General features: G+C 68.6%; 15 protein-coding genes. 2 read left to right on the top strand and 13 right to left on the bottom strand.

Annotation, left to right across the window (positions count from 1 at the left end):
- Positions 1 to 96 precede the first annotated feature (96 nt).
- Positions 97 to 1,386 (top strand): serine--tRNA ligase, encoded by a 1,290-nt coding sequence (gene serS / locus LPB142_RS06475; RefSeq protein WP_071165870.1) that lies wholly within the window; start codon positions 97 to 99, stop codon positions 1,384 to 1,386.
- A 208-nt stretch (positions 1,387 to 1,594) separates the two neighbouring features.
- Here serS and der read toward each other — a convergent pair whose 3' ends face one another.
- The 5 genes from der to LPB142_RS06450 form a co-directional block, all read right to left on the bottom strand.
- Positions 1,595 to 3,094 carry a ribosome biogenesis GTPase Der gene (der, locus tag LPB142_RS06470; protein WP_071165869.1) on the bottom strand — a complete coding sequence of 500 codons (1,500 nt, stop codon included), beginning with the start codon at positions 3,092 to 3,094 and terminating at the stop codon, positions 1,595 to 1,597.
- Between the two features lie 48 nt (positions 3,095 to 3,142).
- Positions 3,143 to 4,462 carry an outer membrane protein assembly factor BamB family protein gene (locus tag LPB142_RS06465; protein ID WP_071165868.1) on the bottom strand — a complete coding sequence of 440 codons (1,320 nt, stop codon included), beginning with the start codon at positions 4,460 to 4,462 and terminating at the stop codon, positions 3,143 to 3,145.
- Positions 4,463 to 4,499: 37 nt separating this feature from the next.
- Complete coding sequence (locus LPB142_RS06460; RefSeq protein ID WP_071165867.1) at positions 4,500 to 5,147, bottom strand: hypothetical protein; 648 nt, start codon at positions 5,145 to 5,147, stop codon at positions 4,500 to 4,502.
- Positions 5,148 to 5,235: 88 nt separating this feature from the next.
- Positions 5,236 to 7,110 (bottom strand): ABCB family ABC transporter ATP-binding protein/permease, encoded by a 1,875-nt coding sequence (locus tag LPB142_RS06455; protein ID WP_071165866.1) that lies wholly within the window; start codon positions 7,108 to 7,110, stop codon positions 5,236 to 5,238.
- Positions 7,111 to 7,208: 98 nt separating this feature from the next.
- Positions 7,209 to 8,417, bottom strand: a complete 1,209-nt coding sequence (locus tag LPB142_RS06450; protein ID WP_156894329.1) for an Ig-like domain-containing protein — start codon at positions 8,415 to 8,417, stop codon at positions 7,209 to 7,211.
- 122 nt (positions 8,418 to 8,539) lie between these two features.
- Here LPB142_RS06450 and LPB142_RS06445 point away from each other — a divergent pair, with 122 nt between their 5' ends.
- Positions 8,540 to 9,094: an LOG family protein gene (locus LPB142_RS06445; protein WP_068767355.1), complete on the top strand. Its 555-nt coding sequence runs from the start codon at positions 8,540 to 8,542 to the stop codon at positions 9,092 to 9,094.
- Between the two features lie 10 nt (positions 9,095 to 9,104).
- Here LPB142_RS06445 and rarD read toward each other — a convergent pair whose 3' ends face one another.
- The 8 genes from rarD to LPB142_RS18975 all read right to left on the bottom strand — a co-directional run bounded on the left by rarD (position 9,105) and on the right by LPB142_RS18975 (position 15,711).
- Positions 9,105 to 9,989, bottom strand: coding sequence for an EamA family transporter RarD (gene rarD / locus LPB142_RS06440; RefSeq protein WP_071167155.1), 885 nt, complete (start codon positions 9,987 to 9,989; stop codon positions 9,105 to 9,107).
- A 68-nt stretch (positions 9,990 to 10,057) separates the two neighbouring features.
- Positions 10,058 to 10,657: a superoxide dismutase gene (locus LPB142_RS06435; protein WP_068767356.1), complete on the bottom strand. Its 600-nt coding sequence runs from the start codon at positions 10,655 to 10,657 to the stop codon at positions 10,058 to 10,060.
- 110 nt (positions 10,658 to 10,767) lie between these two features.
- On the bottom strand, positions 10,768 to 10,959 hold the full coding sequence (locus LPB142_RS06430) for a hypothetical protein (RefSeq protein WP_071165864.1): 192 nt from the start codon (positions 10,957 to 10,959) through the stop codon (positions 10,768 to 10,770).
- A gap of 207 nt (positions 10,960 to 11,166) precedes the next feature.
- Positions 11,167 to 11,610 (bottom strand): hypothetical protein, encoded by a 444-nt coding sequence (locus LPB142_RS06425; protein ID WP_071165863.1) that lies wholly within the window; start codon positions 11,608 to 11,610, stop codon positions 11,167 to 11,169.
- 78 nt (positions 11,611 to 11,688) lie between these two features.
- Complete coding sequence (locus LPB142_RS06420) at positions 11,689 to 12,240, bottom strand: sarcosine oxidase subunit gamma (RefSeq protein WP_071165862.1); 552 nt, start codon at positions 12,238 to 12,240, stop codon at positions 11,689 to 11,691.
- Entirely contained in the window at positions 12,233 to 15,187 is a 2,955-nt protein-coding gene (locus LPB142_RS06415) for a sarcosine oxidase subunit alpha family protein (protein WP_071165861.1), read from the bottom strand. Before LPB142_RS06415 ends, LPB142_RS06420 begins: the two co-directional genes overlap by 8 nt.
- A complete protein-coding gene (locus LPB142_RS06410; RefSeq protein WP_071165860.1) occupies positions 15,184 to 15,507 on the bottom strand; it encodes a sarcosine oxidase subunit delta in 324 nt (107 codons plus the stop codon). Before LPB142_RS06410 ends, LPB142_RS06415 begins: the two co-directional genes overlap by 4 nt.
- A gap of 45 nt (positions 15,508 to 15,552) precedes the next feature.
- Positions 15,553 to 15,711, bottom strand: coding sequence for a hypothetical protein (locus LPB142_RS18975; protein WP_156894328.1), 159 nt, complete (start codon positions 15,709 to 15,711; stop codon positions 15,553 to 15,555).
- Positions 15,712 to 15,734 lie beyond the last annotated feature (23 nt).

The following is a 15,734-nucleotide window of genomic DNA, read 5'->3' as shown; positions in this document are numbered from 1 at the left end:
GGGATCGCGGGCGGGCCGGGACTCAGCCGCCCCGCCGGGGCTTTCGCCTTGCATATTTCCGCGCTAAACCCGTTCGCGCAACCAAAGAGGTCCCCCATGCACGATATCCGCGCGATCCGCGAAAACCCTGCCCAGTTCGATGCCGACCTTGCGCGCCGGGGGCTGGCGCCGATGGCCGCGCAGATCCTGTCGCTCGACGAGGAGCGCCGCGGCGCGATCCATGCCGCCGAGACCGCGCAGGCCGAACAGAACGCCGCCTCGAAACTCGTGGGCGCGGCGAAAGCCAAGGGCGACGAGGCCGAGTTCGAGCGGCTGCGGGCGCTGGTGGCCGAGAAGAAGACCGAGGTCGCGGCGATGCAGGCGCGCGCGGGGCTGCTGGATGGCGAGCTCCGCGACAAGCTCCTCCTGATCCCGAACGCGCCGCTCGCCGATGTGCCGCAGGGCGCCGATGAGGCGGGCAACGTCGAGATCCACCGCTGGGGCACGCCGCGGGGCTTCGATTTCGCGCCGAAGGAGCATTATCAGCTCCCCGCCGTTGGCCGCGAGATGGATTTCGAGACCGCCGCGAAGCTCTCGGGGGCGCGGTTCGTCGTGCTCAAGGGCGGCGTTGCGCGCCTGCACCGGGCGCTGGCGCAGTTCATGCTCGATCTGCATGTCGACACCCACGGGCTGAGCGAGGCGATCACGCCGGTTCTGGTGCGCCCCGAGACCATGCTCGGCACCGGGCAGCTGCCGAAATTCGCCGAGGACAGCTATGAGACGACGAACGGCTGGTGGATGATCCCGACCGCCGAGGTGACGCTGACGAACTTCGTCGCGGGCGAGATCGTCGAGGCGGCGGCGCTGCCGATGCGGATGTGCGCGCACACCAACTGCTTCCGCTCCGAGGCGGGCTCGGCGGGCAAGGATACCGCCGGCATGCTGCGCCAGCACCAGTTCGAGAAGGTCGAGATGGTCACGATCTGCCGCCCCGAGGAGGCGATCGCGGAACATGAGGGCATGGTCAAACGCGCCGAAGCGGTGCTCGAGGCGCTCGGCCTGCCCTATCGGCGCATCGTGCTGTGCACCGGCGACATGGGCTTTGGCGCTCAGAAGACCTATGACCTCGAGGTCTGGCTGCCGGGGCAGAATACCTATCGCGAGATCTCCTCGGTCTCGACCTGCGGCCAGTTCCAGGCCCGCCGGATGAACGCGCGCTTCCGCCCGGCCGAGGGCGAAAAGCCCGATTTCGTCGCGACGCTGAATGGCTCGGGGCTGGCGGTCGGACGCTGCCTGATCGCGGTTCTGGAAAACGGCCAGGAGGCCGATGGCTCGGTCACCCTGCCCGCCGTCTTGCACCCCTATCTCGGCGGCAAGACCCGGCTCGTCGACGGCAAGCTCGTCTGAGCCCCGCCGCGCCCCGCCCCGACCCGATCTGCGCCCCCCGCCCTTGCCCGGCGGGGGTTTTGCTTTGCCGGGCGGCGGTTTTTGCGTATTTTTGCCAAGAAGAAACAGCCGGTCATGCGAAAGGGGAGAGCGCGGCGCCCTCCCCTTCTTCTTGGTCCAAATACGCAAAAGACCGCGTCACCCGCGCCTCCCGCCGGGCAGCCGCGCCTTACTTGACCGGCTTCGAGGCCAGCCCCCGTTCCTTGCGCGCGGCGTGTTTCTTCGCCTCGACGTGTTTGGTCAGCCGCGACGGAATCGACTTCTTCTTGTCCTTGTAGGGGTTCTTGTTGCCCTGATCGCGGAAGAAGATGCGGATCGGAGTGCCCGGCATGTCGAAATCGGCGCGCAGCCCGTTGACCAGATAGCGCCCGTAGCTTTCCGGGATCTTGTCGGTATGGGTCGCCATGATCACAAAGCCCGGCGGCCGGGTCTTGGCCTGGGTCATGTAGCGCAGCTTGATCCGCCGCCCGCCCGGCGCCGGCGGCGGGTGCGCCTCGGTCATCGCGGTCAGCCAGTTGTTGAGCTTGGCCGTCGAGATCCGGCGGTTCCAGACCCGGTGGGCCTTCAGGATCGCGTCGTTGAGCCGGTCGAGCCCCTTGCCGGTCTTGGCCGAGACGGTGACGAGCGGCGCGCCCTTGAGCTGCGGCAGCAGCCGCTCGAACGCCTCGCGCAGCTCCTTGAGCTTCTCGGGCTTGTCTTCCTCGAGATCCCATTTGTTCGCCGCGACGACGACCGCGCGGCCCTCGGTCTCGGCGAAATCGGCGATCCGCAGGTCTTGCGTCTCGAAGGGGATGTTCACGTCGAGGAGCACCACCACCACCTCGGCGAAGCGCACCGCGCGCAGGCCGTCGGCGACCGAGAGCTTCTCGAGCTTGTCATTGACCTTGCCCTTCTTGCGCATCCCGGCGGTGTCCCAGATCCGCATCGGCGTGCCCATGAACTCGGTCGAGACCGAGATCGCGTCGCGGGTGATGCCCGCCTCGGGGCCGGTCAGGAGCCGGTCCTCGCCGAGGATCTTGTTGATCAGCGTCGATTTTCCCGCGTTCGGGCGGCCGATCACGGCGAGCTGGAGGGGTTTGGCGGCGGTCGGCGCGCGGTAGACCTCCTCCTCCTCGGAGCCTTCCTCGATCTCGACATCGACCTCGGGGGTATTGGCGGCATGGCGCGCGGCGAATTCATCGGCGAGCGGCTTGAGCGCGGCATAAAGGTCATCGAGCCCCTCGCCATGTTCGGCCGAGATCTGCAGGGGCTCGCCGAGCCCGAGGCTCCAGGCCTCGAGCGCGCCGGCCACGCCCGCATGGCCCTCGGCCTTGTTCGCGGCCAGGATCACATGGGCGTTCTTGCGCCGCAGGATCTCGGCGAAAATCTCGTCGGCCGGGGTCACGCCCACGCGCGCATCGACGAGGAAGAGGCACACATCCGCTTCCTCGACCGCGCGTTCGGTCAGCCGCCGCATCCGGCCTTGCAGGCTGTCATCCTCGGCGAGCTCGAGGCCCGCCGAATCGATCACGATGAACTTCAGATCCCCGAGCCGCGCATCGCCCTCGCGCAAATCGCGCGTGACGCCCGGCTGATCGTCGACCAGCGCCAGCCGCTTGCCCACCAGACGGTTGAACAGCGTCGATTTGCCCACATTCGGGCGGCCCACGATGGCCAGGGTAAAGCTCATTTCTGCCTCCTGCGGCGGATCAAGCGGCCCCTTTATACGGTTTTTCGCTCAGCGAAAAGCCAGAAGCTGCCCGGTGCGCGAAACAACGTAAAGCGTGCCGCCCGCGACCACCGGCTCGGTCGCCGCGCCGCCGGGGATCTCGACCTGACCGAGTGCGGCGCCCGTCGCCGGGTCGAAGGCGCGCAAGAGCCCGTCGCTCGAGGCGGTATAAAGCCGCCCGCCGGCCAGAAGCGGCCCGTAATGGACAAAGATCGTGCGGTATTTCTTCGGCTTTTCGGCCTCGAAATAGGGCAGATCGACCGACCAGACGGTCTCGCCGGAGGCCGCATCGAGGCGGGTGAGCTTGTTTTCATCCGAGACGAGCCAGATCGCGCCGCCCGCCACCTGCACGGGCGAGACCGGGCCGACATCCGCCGTCCAGAGCTTTTCGCCGGAATTGACGTCGAAAGCCGCGAGTTTGCCCGCCGAGGAGCCGGCGTAGAGCCGGTCGCCCACGATCACCGGATCGCCGGTGAGATCGGAGATCGAGGCATAGCCGCGGCCGATCCGCGCGCCCGCGACCTTGCCCTGCCAGAGCGTCAGCCCCTTGGCTTTCAGCGAGGCGATCATCTCGCCCGAGGAGAACGGGAAGACGACGAGCCGGTCGTTGACCGCAGGCGCCGAGACGCCGGTCATCGCGCCCGCGCCGTTCACGCCGGGGAGCTGCCAGAGCACCTTGCCATTCGCGGCCTCGATCGCCCAAGCCGAGGCATCGCGCGCCACGACATAGACGATCCCGTCGGAGACCGTCGGCGCGCCGCCCACAGCCGCGTCGAATTTCTGCCGCCAGACCTCGGCGCCGGTCGCCACGTCGAGCGCGACGAGCTCGCCAAAGCCGGTGGTCGCGTAGAGGCGATTGCCCGCCACCGCGAGCCCGCCGCCCGAGGCATCGCCCGCGCGGTCGGCGGGGGGGGTGAGGTCGGTGGCCCAAAGCGGCCCGCCCGCGGTCGAGGTGGCGGCCACGCGCGCCTCGGCATCGAGGGTGAAGATGCGCCCGCCCGCGATCACGGGCTCGGCGGTGATCCGGTGCTTGCGGTCGGAGCCGGTGCCGATCGGCGCGGCCCAGGCGAGGGTCATCCCCGCGCCAAAGGCCGGGTTGGTCAGCGCATGGGTCGCATTGCCCGCGCGATGGGTCCACTCGGCATTGGCCTGCGGGCGCGGCAGGCTCAGCGCGGTCGAAAGCGGCGCGGGCGCGGGCGCCGCCCCCGCGAGAACCGCGCGCGGATCGAGCCGCTCGCCGGGCAGGATCACTTCCTTCTCGCAGCCCATCAGGCCCAGTGCCGCCACGCTCAGCATGGCCATTCCCGAGATCAGCTTCACCGCCGTCATCCCCCTGATTTCCCCGGCCCCGGTCCGCGACCGCGCCTTATTCCGCCGCCGCCGGGTCGCCGCCCAGAGCCACAATCAACTGAGAGGCGCGCTGTTGCAAGCCCGCCGTGACCCCCGCCTCGGCGAGGATCTCGCGCGCGATCTTGATCGCCTCCTCGGCCTTGCCGGCCGCCGCCGCATCATCGGCCTGCGCCTCGAGCGCGAGCAGCCGATAGGGCGCACCCGGCGTCGCGAGCGCCGCGAGCTCGGCCGCGCGCGCCTCGGGCGCGAGCGCCTCGCCCGCCGCCAGAACCGATTTGAGCCGCGCCATCTCGCTCAGGCTGCGCGGCGCCGCGGGGTCTTTCGCCACCGCATCCCAAGCCGCCCGCGCGCCCGCCAGATCGCCCGCCTCGGCCTTCGCCGCGCCGGTCAGGAACTGCGCAAGCGCCGCCCGCGCGCCGGTCTCGTCGAGCGCGGCAAGCGCCGCGGCCGGGTCGGCCGAGGCCTGCGCCGCCAAGATCGCATCGCCAAAGGCCTCGGCGCGCGCCTCGGCCTGCGCCTTTTGCCATTCGATCCAGGCCGAGGAGCCGACGATCGCGAGGATCGCCGCGATCCCGATCCAGCCGTATTTCTTCATCAGCGCGAAGAGCTTGTCGCGGCGGACTTCCTCGGTGACTTCCTCGATAAAGCTGTCGGTCTCGTCCACTGGCGGCTCCCTTCGGCGGTTTGGTTCTCTCTATACGGGCGGGCGGGGCTTGCCAAGGGCGCGCCCGTCCCGCCCGGCGCGGGGCCACTCAGGCGCCGGCCTGCGCGCCCGCCCCGTTCGCGTCCCCGTCCTCGTCCTCGTCCTCGTCCTCGGCCGATTGCCGCGCCCACATCGCCGCATAGCGCCCGCCGCGCGCCAGAAGCTCCTCATGCCGGCCCTCCTCGACCACCTCGCCCTTCTCGAGCACCACGATCCGGTCGGCATCGGCAATCGTCGAGAGCCGGTGCGCGATGGTGATCACCGTGCGCCCTCGGCCCATCGCCTTCAGGCTCTCCTGAATGTCGCGCTCGGTCTGGGTGTCGAGCGCCGAGGTCGCCTCGTCAAGGAGCAGGATCGGCGGGTTCTTCAGCAGCGTGCGCGCGATCCCCACCCGCTGTTTCTCGCCGCCCGAAAGCTTCAGCCCGCGCTCGCCCACGGTGGTCTCATAACCCTCCGGCAGGCTCATCACGAAATCATGGATCTTGGCCGCCTTCGCCGCGGCAATCACCTCCGCCTCGGTGGCCTCGGCGCGGCCATAGGCGATATTGTAGCGGATCGTGTCGTTGAAGAGCACCGTGTCCTGCGGCACCACCCCGATCGCATCATGCAGGCTTTGCTGGGTGATCTCGCGCAGGTCCTGCCCGTCGATCGAAATCGCGCCGCCGGTGACATCATAGAAGCGGAACAAAAGCCGCCCGATCGTCGATTTGCCCGAGCCCGAGGGCCCGACCAGCGCCACCGTCTGCCCCGCCGGAACCTCCACCGAAACCCCCTTCAGGATCGGCCGCGAGGGGTCGTAAGCGAAGCGCACATCGTCAAACCGCACCGTGCCGCCTTGCACTTTCAGAACCTTGGCGCCGGGTTTGTCCTCGATTTCGGCGGGCTGATGCAACAAATCGAACATTTCGCCCATATCGACGAGCGCCTGACGGATCTCGCGATAGACCGTGCCGAGAAAGCCCAGCGGCATGGTGATCTGGATCATATAGGCCTGCACCATGACGAAATCGCCGACCGTGAGCTTGCCCGATTTGACCTCGAGCGCGGCCATCACCATCACCGCGACAAGCCCCGCCGTGATGATCAGCGTCTGGCCGAAGTTGAGGAAGGCGAGGCTCTGGCCGGTCTTCACCGCGGCCTTCTCATAGCCCTCCATCGAGGCATCATAGCGCGCCGCCTCGCGCGCCTCGGCGCCGAAATACTTGACCGTCTCGAAGTTCAGCAGGCTGTCGATCGCCTTCTGATTGGCCTCGGTATCGGCCTTGTTCATCCGCTGGCGGATCGCCACGCGCCATTCGGTGACCTTGAAGGTGAAGGTCACATAGGCCCAGATCGTGACCACCACCACCGCCGCATAGCGCCAGTCGAAGAGCACCGCAAAGAGCACCGCGACGAGCGAGAGCTCGATGATCAGCGGCCCGACCGAGAACAACAGGAAGCGCAGCAGGAATTCGACGCCCTTGACGCCGCGCTCGATGATCCGGCTCAGCCCGCCGGTCTTGCGGGTGATGTGGTAGCGCAGCGAGAGGCGGTGGATATGCTCGAAGGTCTCGAGCGCGAGCTGGCGCAGCGCGCGTTGGGCGACCTTCACGAAGACCGCGTCGCGCAGCTCGCCAAAGCCCACCGAAGCCAGCCGCGCCACCCCATAGGCAACCGTCAGCGCCACCGCGCCGAGCGGCAACAGCCAGCCCTCGTCGCGCGCCGAGCCCGCGAGGCTGTCGACGGCGGCCTTGTAGAGGAAGGGCGTGAAGACCGAGATCACCTTGGCGCAGACCAGAAGCGCGAGCGCAATCACCACGCGGCGTTTCACCCAAGGGTGCTCGGCGGGCCACAGATAGGGCGCGACCGAGCGGATCGTGCGCAGCCCGCGGGCGCGTTCGTCCTGGCTGACTTTGCCCGAGGAGGTGATCTGGGAGGGCGGCATGGGGGTTCCTTCCTGTGCGGTGCGCCGCCCGGCAAGGTCCGGGCGGGCGGCCAAAACCTATAGCCGAAACCGCGGAAGTCCAGCCCGATTCCGCGCCGTTACTCGGGCAGGGTGAAGACCTGGCCCGGGTAGATCAGATCCGGGTCGCGGATCTGGTCGCGGTTGGCGCGAAAGATGCGGACATAGAGATAGGGGTCGCCATAGGTCTGCCCGGCGATCGCCCAAAGCGTATTGCCCTTCTCGATCGTGACGATCCGCGCCCGCGGCAGCGCGCCGCCATCGGCGACCGGCACGGGCGGGATGGCCTCGGGCGCGGCCTGAGCGGTCTCGGGCGCGGCGGTCTCGGGCGAGGCGGGCGCCTCGAAGCCCACCTCGGCGCGGGCCAGCACCTGGCCCTCGGCATCGAGCGCATCGAGGCGCAGCTGATGGGGCCCGGCGCTCGCAGGCGGCAGCTCGAGCCGGAAGGCGCCGCCGGCATCGGCCTGCACGAGCCCCGCCTCGGCATTGTCGACATAGGCGCGGATCAGCGCGCCGGGCGCGGCGCCCCGCCCGCTCAGCGCAATCGCCCCGGCCTCGGTGAAGGCGAGCGTGTCGATGGTCAGCTCGGCCGCCGGGCCGGCGAGAAGTTTCGCCCCCTCGGCATCGGCGACGAGCGGCGCCGCCGCCATCGCCGCGGCCTCGGCCTCGGTCGCGGCCACCGTCTCGGGGCTCGCGCCCGCGGCGGCGGCGGCCTCGGCGAGCGCGGTGGCGCTCGGCGCGACGGTCAGCGCCGCGCCGCCCTCGCGCGCGACACCATCGGCGCCGGTCACCCGCACCGTCAATTGCCGCGCCGCAGCCGAGGGCGCGGCGAGGATCACCGAGGCAAAGCTGCCATCGGCCCCGGCCGCCACCTTGTCGACCGCCACCCCGTCAAGAAGCACCTCGACCGCGGCGCCCGGCTCGGTGCGCCCGGCCAAGGTCAGCGCGCCATCGGGCGCGGCGCGAAGCTGGTCGAACTCGGCCAGCGCCCGGGCGGGCGCGGCGGGCGCCTCGGCCTCAGGCGCGGCGGGGGCGGCCTCAGGGGCGACAGCCTCCGGCGCAGCCTTCGCGGGCTCGGGTTCGGGCTCGGGGGCGGGTTCGGGCGCCGCTTCGGGCGGGGGCACCGCGCTCGCGAGCGGTTGCGGCGCGGCGGTCTCCGGCGCGGGCGGGTTCGACAGCAGGAAATAGCCCAACAGCCCCGCCAGAACCGCCAGCGCCGAGACCCCGCCCAAAAGCGCGCCCCCGACCTTGCCGACCGTTTTGCCGCCGCCCGCGATACCCTCGTCCATCTCGCCCTCTTTGGTTGTGGCGCCCCGGCGCCGCTCTCTCTTGAGCAACTCTAGCCAAGGGGCTATCACCAAACAAGAATTGGCTGCGCACCGCCCGCGCGCCCTGCCCCGGAGGTGCTCAAATGTCCCACACCCGCTCCGTCTGCGTCTATTGCGGCTCACGCGCGGGGGGGCGCCCGGCCTATGCGCAAGCCGCCCGCGAGACCGGCGCGATGCTCGCCGAGCGGGGCTGGCGGCTGGTTTACGGGGCGGGCGATGTCGGGCTGATGGGCGAGGTCGCGCGCGCCGCCCAGGCCGCGGGCGGCGAGACCTTCGGCGTGATCCCCGAGCACCTCTTCCCCCGCGAGGTCGGCAAGCGCGACCTGACCACCTTCATCGTCACCGAGACCATGCATGAACGCAAGAAGGTGATGTTCATGAATGCCGAGGCGGTGGTGGTGCTGCCGGGCGGCGCGGGCTCGCTCGACGAGCTCTTCGAGGCGCTGACCTGGCGCCAGATCGGCCTCCATGAAAAGCCGATTTATGTCATGAATATCGAGGGTTACTGGGATCCGCTGCGGGCGATCTTCGACCGGATGATCGACGAGGGCTTCGCCGCGCCGAGCCTTGCGGAGATGCTGATCTGGGTCGAGAGCCCGGCCGCGCTGGAGGCCGAGCTCGAGAGCTTCTTCGGCTGAGGCCCCGCCCTCAGGGCGCGCGCCGCAGGCTCGCCGCCGAATAGATCGCAAGCGCCCCCCAGATCATCGGCAGCGCAACCATATGCCAGCGCGTCACCGGCTCGCCAAAGGCGAAGACCGCGACCGAGAGTTGCAGCGTCGGGTTGAGATATTGCACGAGCCCGACGGTCGCGAGGCGCACCTTCTGCGCGGCGAGGCTGAAGAGCATGAGCGGCCCGCCGGTCAGCACGCCCGAGACCATCAAGAGCACCGTCGTGCGCCAATCGGAGCCGAAATGCGCCGCCCCCGCGGGCTCGGCCAGCGCACCGGCCTGCAAGGCGGCGAGGTAAAGGAGCGCGAGCGGCGTGAGCAGCACGACCTCCGCCGTCACCGAAACCGTCGGCCCGACCGCGAGGCGCTTCTTCACCAGCCCATAGATCGCGAAGGTGCCCGCCAGAAAGAGCGACATCCAGGGCGCCCGGCCCAACCCCCAGGTAAGATAGATCACCGCCACCGTCGCGATCGCGACCGCGACCGCCTGGCCGCGTTTCATCGGCTCGCCGAAGACCAGAACGCCGAGCGCCACCGTGATCAGCGGGAAGATGTAATAGCCCAGACTCGCCTCGAGCGCATGGCCGTTCTGCACCGACCAGATGAAGCCGAACCAGTTGAGCGAGATCACCAGCGCCGCGATCGCCACGAGGATCAGCGCCCGCCCCCGCAACGCCCCGCCCAGGCGCGAAAGCTTGCCCTGCGCGGCCAGAACGGTGCCGAAGAACACCATCGACCAGATCGTGCGATGCGCCAGCACCTCGATCGGCGGCACATGCGCCAAGAGCTTGTAATAGAGCCCCGAAAGCCCCCAGACCGAACAGGCCGCCACCAGGGCCCAAAGCCCCTTGACCTCGTCGCGCATCATTCCTCCGCCACGGAAAAAGGCCCGCCGCGTCGCGACGGGCCCGAAATCGGCAAACTGCCCTGGGATCAGAGGCGCGAGGCCACGTTTTCCCAGTTCACGAGCTTGTCGAGGAAGTTGGTGAGATAGGCCGGACGCTTGTTGCGGAAGTCGATGTAGTAGGAATGTTCCCACACGTCGCAGCCCAGAAGCGCGGTCTGGCCAAAGCAGAGCGGGTTCACGCCGTTCTCGGTCTTGGTGACCTTCAGCGCGCCGTCGGTGTCCTTCACCAGCCAGCACCAGCCCGAGCCGAACTGGCCCGCGCCCGCGGCGGCGAAGTCTTCCTTGAATTTCTCGACCGAGCCGAAGCTTTCGACGAGCGCCTTCTCGAGCTCACCCGGCATGACCTTGCCGCCCGGCCCCATCATTTCCCAGAACTGGGCGTGGTTCCAATGCTGCGAGGCGTTGTTGAAGATGCCGTTTTGCGCCACGGCGCCCGCGACATAGGTGCCCTTGACGATCTCTTCGAGCGACTTGGTTTCCCACTCGGTGCCCGCGATCAGCTTGTTGCCGTTGTCGACATAGGCCTTGTGGTGCAGGTCGTGGTGATATTCGAGCGTCTCCTTCGACATGCCGAGCGCGGCGAGCGCATCATGGGCATAGGGGAGATCGGGAAGTTCGAAAGCCATTGTCTTCGTCCTCAATTGGTTCGCGTTGGTGCTAATTGAAGGGCGCGCGCGGGCAAGGTCAAGGGCGGGCGCGCACAGCTCGGCGGTTTTGGCTGCACAGAGGCGCTGGCTCAGCCCTGCGGCTCGTCCGAGCCCTTGGCGGCGGCGGCGCGCGCCTCGGCGGCGGCCTTCATCCGCGCCACCAGCTCGGCCTTGGTGGCGCCCTGACCGAAGGGGTTCTTGGCGCTGCCCTTGGCGTTGTGCTCGGCATGGCGGGGCGCGTTGCGCTTGGGCGTCATGCCGCCCGATTTCGAATAATCCATCTCGCCCTCCTGAGGCTGTCCTTGCTCTGGAGTGACGCAATCCGGCCCGCGGCGCAAGGGTGAAGGGGCGCAGGGGGCGCTGCCCCCTCTGGCCTGCGGCCATTCACCCCCGGGATATTTGGAGCAAGATGAAAGGGGCTCATTCATCTTGCCATAAATATCCCGGGGGGAGGCGAAGCCGGGGGGCAGCGCCCCCAGCCCGGCCCGTTACTTCTCGGTGGCTGCGCCGCAGGTGCCGCGCACGCTTTCGGTCATGTAGCCGACCGGGTTGATGAACAAGAGCGCGCTCTGATCGGCCTTTTGCAGCGTGAGCCGCACCTTGATGTCGTCGACATATTGGTTGCCGTTGTCCTTGACCCGGCGCAGCGACCAGGCCCAGACCGTGCGGTGGGCGTTGTCGAGTTGCACCTCGGCCTTCACCGGCGCGCCCGCGTAGTAGAGCACGAGCCCGTCGGTCACCGTGATCCGGCCGCTCGTCTCGGTCATCAGCAGCGTCGCCTCGGGGCTGGTGGTATGGCTCTTGGGCACGTCCCACTCGCACAGGATCAGCGTGGCGCCCTTGGGGATTTTCAGATCGGGGGATTTGGTCTCCGCAAAGGCGGGGGGCGTCAGCGCGAGAAGCGCGGCGGAGAGCCAGACAGAAAATTTCATCTCGTTGAGTCCAAAAAGAAATACCGGGGCGAGAGTATACGCCCCGGTATCGCCGTCAATTCGAACCCTGCGGCGGGCTCAGAAAATCTCGCCGCCCTTGCGCGAGGAGACTTCGAGCAGGCCGAGGATATAGCCCGCGACCGAGCGGAAGCCGACGACCGAGATTTCCTCGGGCCCCGAGCGCCAGAAGGCCACCGCTACCTGCGCCGCGCGCGAGCGGCGGATCTCGCCTTCGGGCAGCCGCGCGATATCGGCGGGCGAGAGCTTCATGATCACCTCATCGGCGCGCGCGCCCTTGATGGTGAAGCGCGCGCGCATGTCCGAGACATTGACGACGAGCGCATGCTCGCCCGCGAGCGCCGCGGCGAGGTCGGCGGCGATGCCGCCCGCCGCCGCGTAATCGCACACCAGCATCAGCTCGTCGGGGCTCATCCAGCCAAGCGTCAGCCCGCCCGCCGAGACCACCCCGCGCGGGGCGGGCACCGAGAGGCCAAGCCCGCCCAGCGCCGCCGCGAGCGCGGCCGAGCCCAGATCCGCGCGGATCGTGACCATGCCGGTCAGGCCCGCCTCGGCGACCTCGCAAAAGCCCTTGTGGCTCTTGCCGTTCAGAGCGCTCACCGCCTCAGACATCGGCCTTCTCCCCTGCTTTGTCATAGAAGCACGGATCGACGATCCGGGCCTTGATCAGCGCGCCCTTGTCGCCCGCGAACTCGATCACCTCGCCCATCCGGTCGGGCCCGTGCAGCACGAGGCCCATCGCGATGCCGCGCTTGAGCGTCGGCGAGTAATAGGTCGAGGTCACGCGGCCCTGAGTGTTGCGCTGGCCGTTCTCGTTGAACCCTTCGGCGGGCGCATAGACGCCATCGGGCAGCACCGAGCCGTCGAGCGTCTCGAGGCCGACGAGCTTCCAGCGATCGGGGCGCGCCATGTCGACCCGCTCCTGCGCGCGTTTGCCCAGGTAATCGGCCTTCTTCTTCGAGATCGCCCAGCCGAGGCCGAGATCTTGCGGGATCACCGTGCCGTCGGTCTCGTCGCCGATCATGATGAAGCCCTTTTCGGCTCGCATCACATGGAGCGCCTCGGTGCCATAGGGCATCACGCCGAACTCCGCGCCCGCCGCGACCAGTTTCTCCCAAAACGCGAGGCCCATATTGGCGGGAACCGCGATTTCATAGGAGAGCTCGCCCGAGAAGGAGATCCGGAACACCCGCGCGGGGATGCCGCCGAGCTCGCCCTCGGCGAAGGTCATGAACGGCAGCGCCTCCTTCGAGACATCCATGCCGCCGAGCTTTTCGAGCAGCTTGCGCGCCTTCGGGCCGACCACCGCGACCTGCGCGAATTGCTCGGTCAGGTTGGCGGTATAGACCTTCCAATCCCACCATTCGCACTGGAGCCAGTCTTCCATATGCGCATGGATCCGGTCGGCGCCGCCCGAGGTGGTGTGGCACAGGAAGGTATCCTCGGCCAGACGCACGACCACGCCGTCATCCGAGAGGAACCCGTTTTCGTTGCACATCAGCCCGTAGCGGCATTTGCCCACCGGCAGGGTCGACATGAGGTTGGTGTAGAGCATGTCGAGGAACCGCCCGGCATCGGGGCCCTTCACGAGGATCTTGCCAAGCGTCGAGGCGTCCAAGAGGCCCACATTCGTGCGGGTGTTGGTGATCTCGCGGTTGACCGCGGCGCGGTGGCTCTCGCCCGTGCGCGGGTAGCAATAGGGCCGCCGCCAGAGGCCGACGGGCTCCCAATGCGCGCCATTGGCCTCGTGCCAGCCCTGCATCGGCGTGCGCCGCAGGGGTTGGAAGAGCTCGCCCCGCGCCTCGCCCGCGATCGCGCCGAACGAGATCGGCGTGTAGGGCGGGCGGAAGGTGGTCGTGCCGGTCACCGGAATCGGCTGGCCGAGCGCATCAGAGAGGATCGCGAGGCCGTTGATATTGCTCAGTTTCCCCTGATCCGAGGCCATGCCGAGCGTGGTATAGCGCTTGGTGTGCTCGACGCTCTCATAGCCCTCGCGGGCGGCGAGCTGCACGTCGGAGACCTTCACGTCGTTCTGGAAATCGAGGAAAGCCTTGTATTTGAGCTTGTCCTTGGCGCCCGCGGGCATGATCCAGACCGGCGCGAGCGGGCCTTCGGCAGGCGCGGTGGCCGCGAGCCCGGCTTCGGCCGCGATCTCGCTCAGCGTCAGCGCGCCATTCGCCGCGCCCACCGCGCGCGCCATCGGCGCGCCGTCAGGACCGATCGGGGCTTGCGCCGGATCGGGGCGGAACATCGCCTGCGCCTCATCCCAGATCAGCTTGCCGCCGACATGCGACCACAGGTGCACGACCGGCGACCAGCCGCCCGACATCGCCACGCAATCGCAAGCGATGGTCTCGATCACGCCGCCCTCGCCGGCCTGCGCGCAGACCTCGACGCCGGTGACGGCCTTGCCGCCGAGAACCTTGGCGACGGCCCGGCCGGTCATCACCTTGATGCCGCGGGCGCGCGCCTCGGCCACGAGATCGCCCGCGGCGGCCTCGCGCGCATCGAGGATCGCAGGCACCGAGAGCCCCGCATCGAGCACCGCCAGCGCGGTGCGATAGGCGTCGTCGTTGTTGGTGACCACGACCACCCGATCGCCCGGGCTGACCGCCCAGTTGACGAGATAGTCGCGCACCGCCGAGGCCAGCATCACGCCGGGCACGTCGTTGCCGGCGAAGGCCAGCGGCCGCTCGATCGCGCCCGAGGCCACGATCAGCTCGCCCGCCCGGATCCGCCACAGCCGGTGGCGCGGGCGGGTGTCGCCCGGGGTATGGTCGGCAACGCGCTGGTAGCCGATGACATAGCCGTGGTTATGGTGGCCCGCGACCATGGTGCGGGTCATCAGCGTGACGTTTTCCATCTTTTCAAGCGCTTGCAGCGCGGAGCTCACCCAGGCCTCGGGGGCCATGCCCTCGATCAGCCCGCCATCGACCGGCGCGCGGCCGCCCCAATGGGCGGTCTGCTCCATGACGATGACGCGCTTGCCCGCGCGCCCGGCCTCGAGCGCCGCCGCAAGGCCCGCCACACCGCCGCCCGCGACCAGCACGTCGCAGTGGTTATAGGCCTGTTCATAGCGGTCGGTATCGGCCTCTTTCGGCGCAAGGCCGAGGCCCGCCGCCTGTCGCACGATCGGCTCGAAGACATGTTTCCACGCCCAGCGCGGCGCCATGAAGGTCTTGTAGTAGAAGCCCGCCGGGAAGAAGCGGTAGAGCTTGTCGTTGATCGCGCCGACGTCGAATTCGAGCGAGGGCCAGTGGTTCTGGCTGGTCGCTTCGAGGCCCTCGAAGAGCTCGGTCGTGGTGGTGCGCTGATCGGGCTCGAGGCGCGCATTGCGGCCGAGGTTGACGAGCGCGTTCGGCTCCTCGACGCCGGAGCCGATCAGCCCGCGCGGACGGTGGTATTTGAACGACCGGCCCAAGAGGCTCTGACCGCCGCCCAGAAGCGCCGCGGCCAGCGTATCGCCGGCGAAACCGCGCATCGGGCGGCCATTGAAGGTGAAGCTCAGAGGCTTCGAGCGGTCGATCAGACGACCGCCTTTCGACAGACGGGTGCTCATTTCCAGCCCTCCCAACCGGGGCGTTTCTCTTTGATCTTGGCGAGGAGATCGGCGGGCGGCTCGGTGGTCTGGGCGGGGTAAGTGCCGAAGACCTCGAGCGTATTGGTGCAACGCGCGGTCAGGAACCACTTGCCGCAGCCATAGGCATGGCGCCAGCGTTCGAAATGGACGCCCTTGGGGTTCTTGCGATTGAAGAGGTAGCCTTCGAACTCTTCATCCGACGACCCCGGCCCGAAGCGCTTGAGATGCGCTTCGCCGCCGGGGGCGAGTTCGGTTTCTTCGGCCTGCACGCCGCAATAGGGGCATTGGAGGGTCAGCATGACGCGCGCTCCTTGAAGGGGCGCGTCACGCGGAGGCGCCCGGGGTCAGTTGGTGTTCTTGCCGGGGAGGTCGATCTGGATTTCGGGCTCGTCCTTTGCGGGGACATCGCCGCCCGACCAGATATACCAGCCCATGCCGGCTGCGAGGACGACGAGAGCGCCGATGAGGAAGCTCTTGAGGCCGGTTTCCGATTGTTCTGCCATGGGACATTCTCCTGTGCGTTGAT

The sequence above is a fragment of the Rhodobacter xanthinilyticus genome (assembly GCF_001856665.1).
GTDB classification, from domain to species: Bacteria; Pseudomonadota; Alphaproteobacteria; order Rhodobacterales; family Rhodobacteraceae; genus Rhodobacter; species Rhodobacter xanthinilyticus.
This window is presented reverse-complemented; position numbering and strand designations above follow the sequence as displayed.

Coding starts and splice junctions, on each gene's coding strand:
- LPB142_RS18975 (WP_156894328.1), bottom strand. CDS start 15,711: ATGGCAGAACAATCGGAAACCGGCCTCAAGAGCTTCCTCATCGGCGCT.
- rarD (WP_071167155.1), bottom strand. CDS start 9,989: ATGCGCGACGAGGTCAAGGGGCTTTGGGCCCTGGTGGCGGCCTGTTCG.
- serS (WP_071165870.1), top strand. CDS start 97: ATGCACGATATCCGCGCGATCCGCGAAAACCCTGCCCAGTTCGATGCC.
- LPB142_RS06425 (WP_071165863.1), bottom strand. CDS start 11,610: ATGAAATTTTCTGTCTGGCTCTCCGCCGCGCTTCTCGCGCTGACGCCC.
- LPB142_RS06415 (WP_071165861.1), bottom strand. CDS start 15,187: ATGAGCACCCGTCTGTCGAAAGGCGGTCGTCTGATCGACCGCTCGAAG.
- LPB142_RS06420 (WP_071165862.1), bottom strand. CDS start 12,240: ATGTCTGAGGCGGTGAGCGCTCTGAACGGCAAGAGCCACAAGGGCTTT.
- LPB142_RS06455 (WP_071165866.1), bottom strand. CDS start 7,110: ATGCCGCCCTCCCAGATCACCTCCTCGGGCAAAGTCAGCCAGGACGAA.
- der (WP_071165869.1), bottom strand. CDS start 3,094: ATGAGCTTTACCCTGGCCATCGTGGGCCGCCCGAATGTGGGCAAATCG.
- LPB142_RS06430 (WP_071165864.1), bottom strand. CDS start 10,959: ATGGATTATTCGAAATCGGGCGGCATGACGCCCAAGCGCAACGCGCCC.
- LPB142_RS06445 (WP_068767355.1), top strand. CDS start 8,540: ATGTCCCACACCCGCTCCGTCTGCGTCTATTGCGGCTCACGCGCGGGG.
- LPB142_RS06410 (WP_071165860.1), bottom strand. CDS start 15,507: ATGCTGACCCTCCAATGCCCCTATTGCGGCGTGCAGGCCGAAGAAACC.
- LPB142_RS06450 (WP_156894329.1), bottom strand. CDS start 8,417: ATGGACGAGGGTATCGCGGGCGGCGGCAAAACGGTCGGCAAGGTCGGG.
- LPB142_RS06465 (WP_071165868.1), bottom strand. CDS start 4,462: ATGACGGCGGTGAAGCTGATCTCGGGAATGGCCATGCTGAGCGTGGCG.
- LPB142_RS06435 (WP_068767356.1), bottom strand. CDS start 10,657: ATGGCTTTCGAACTTCCCGATCTCCCCTATGCCCATGATGCGCTCGCC.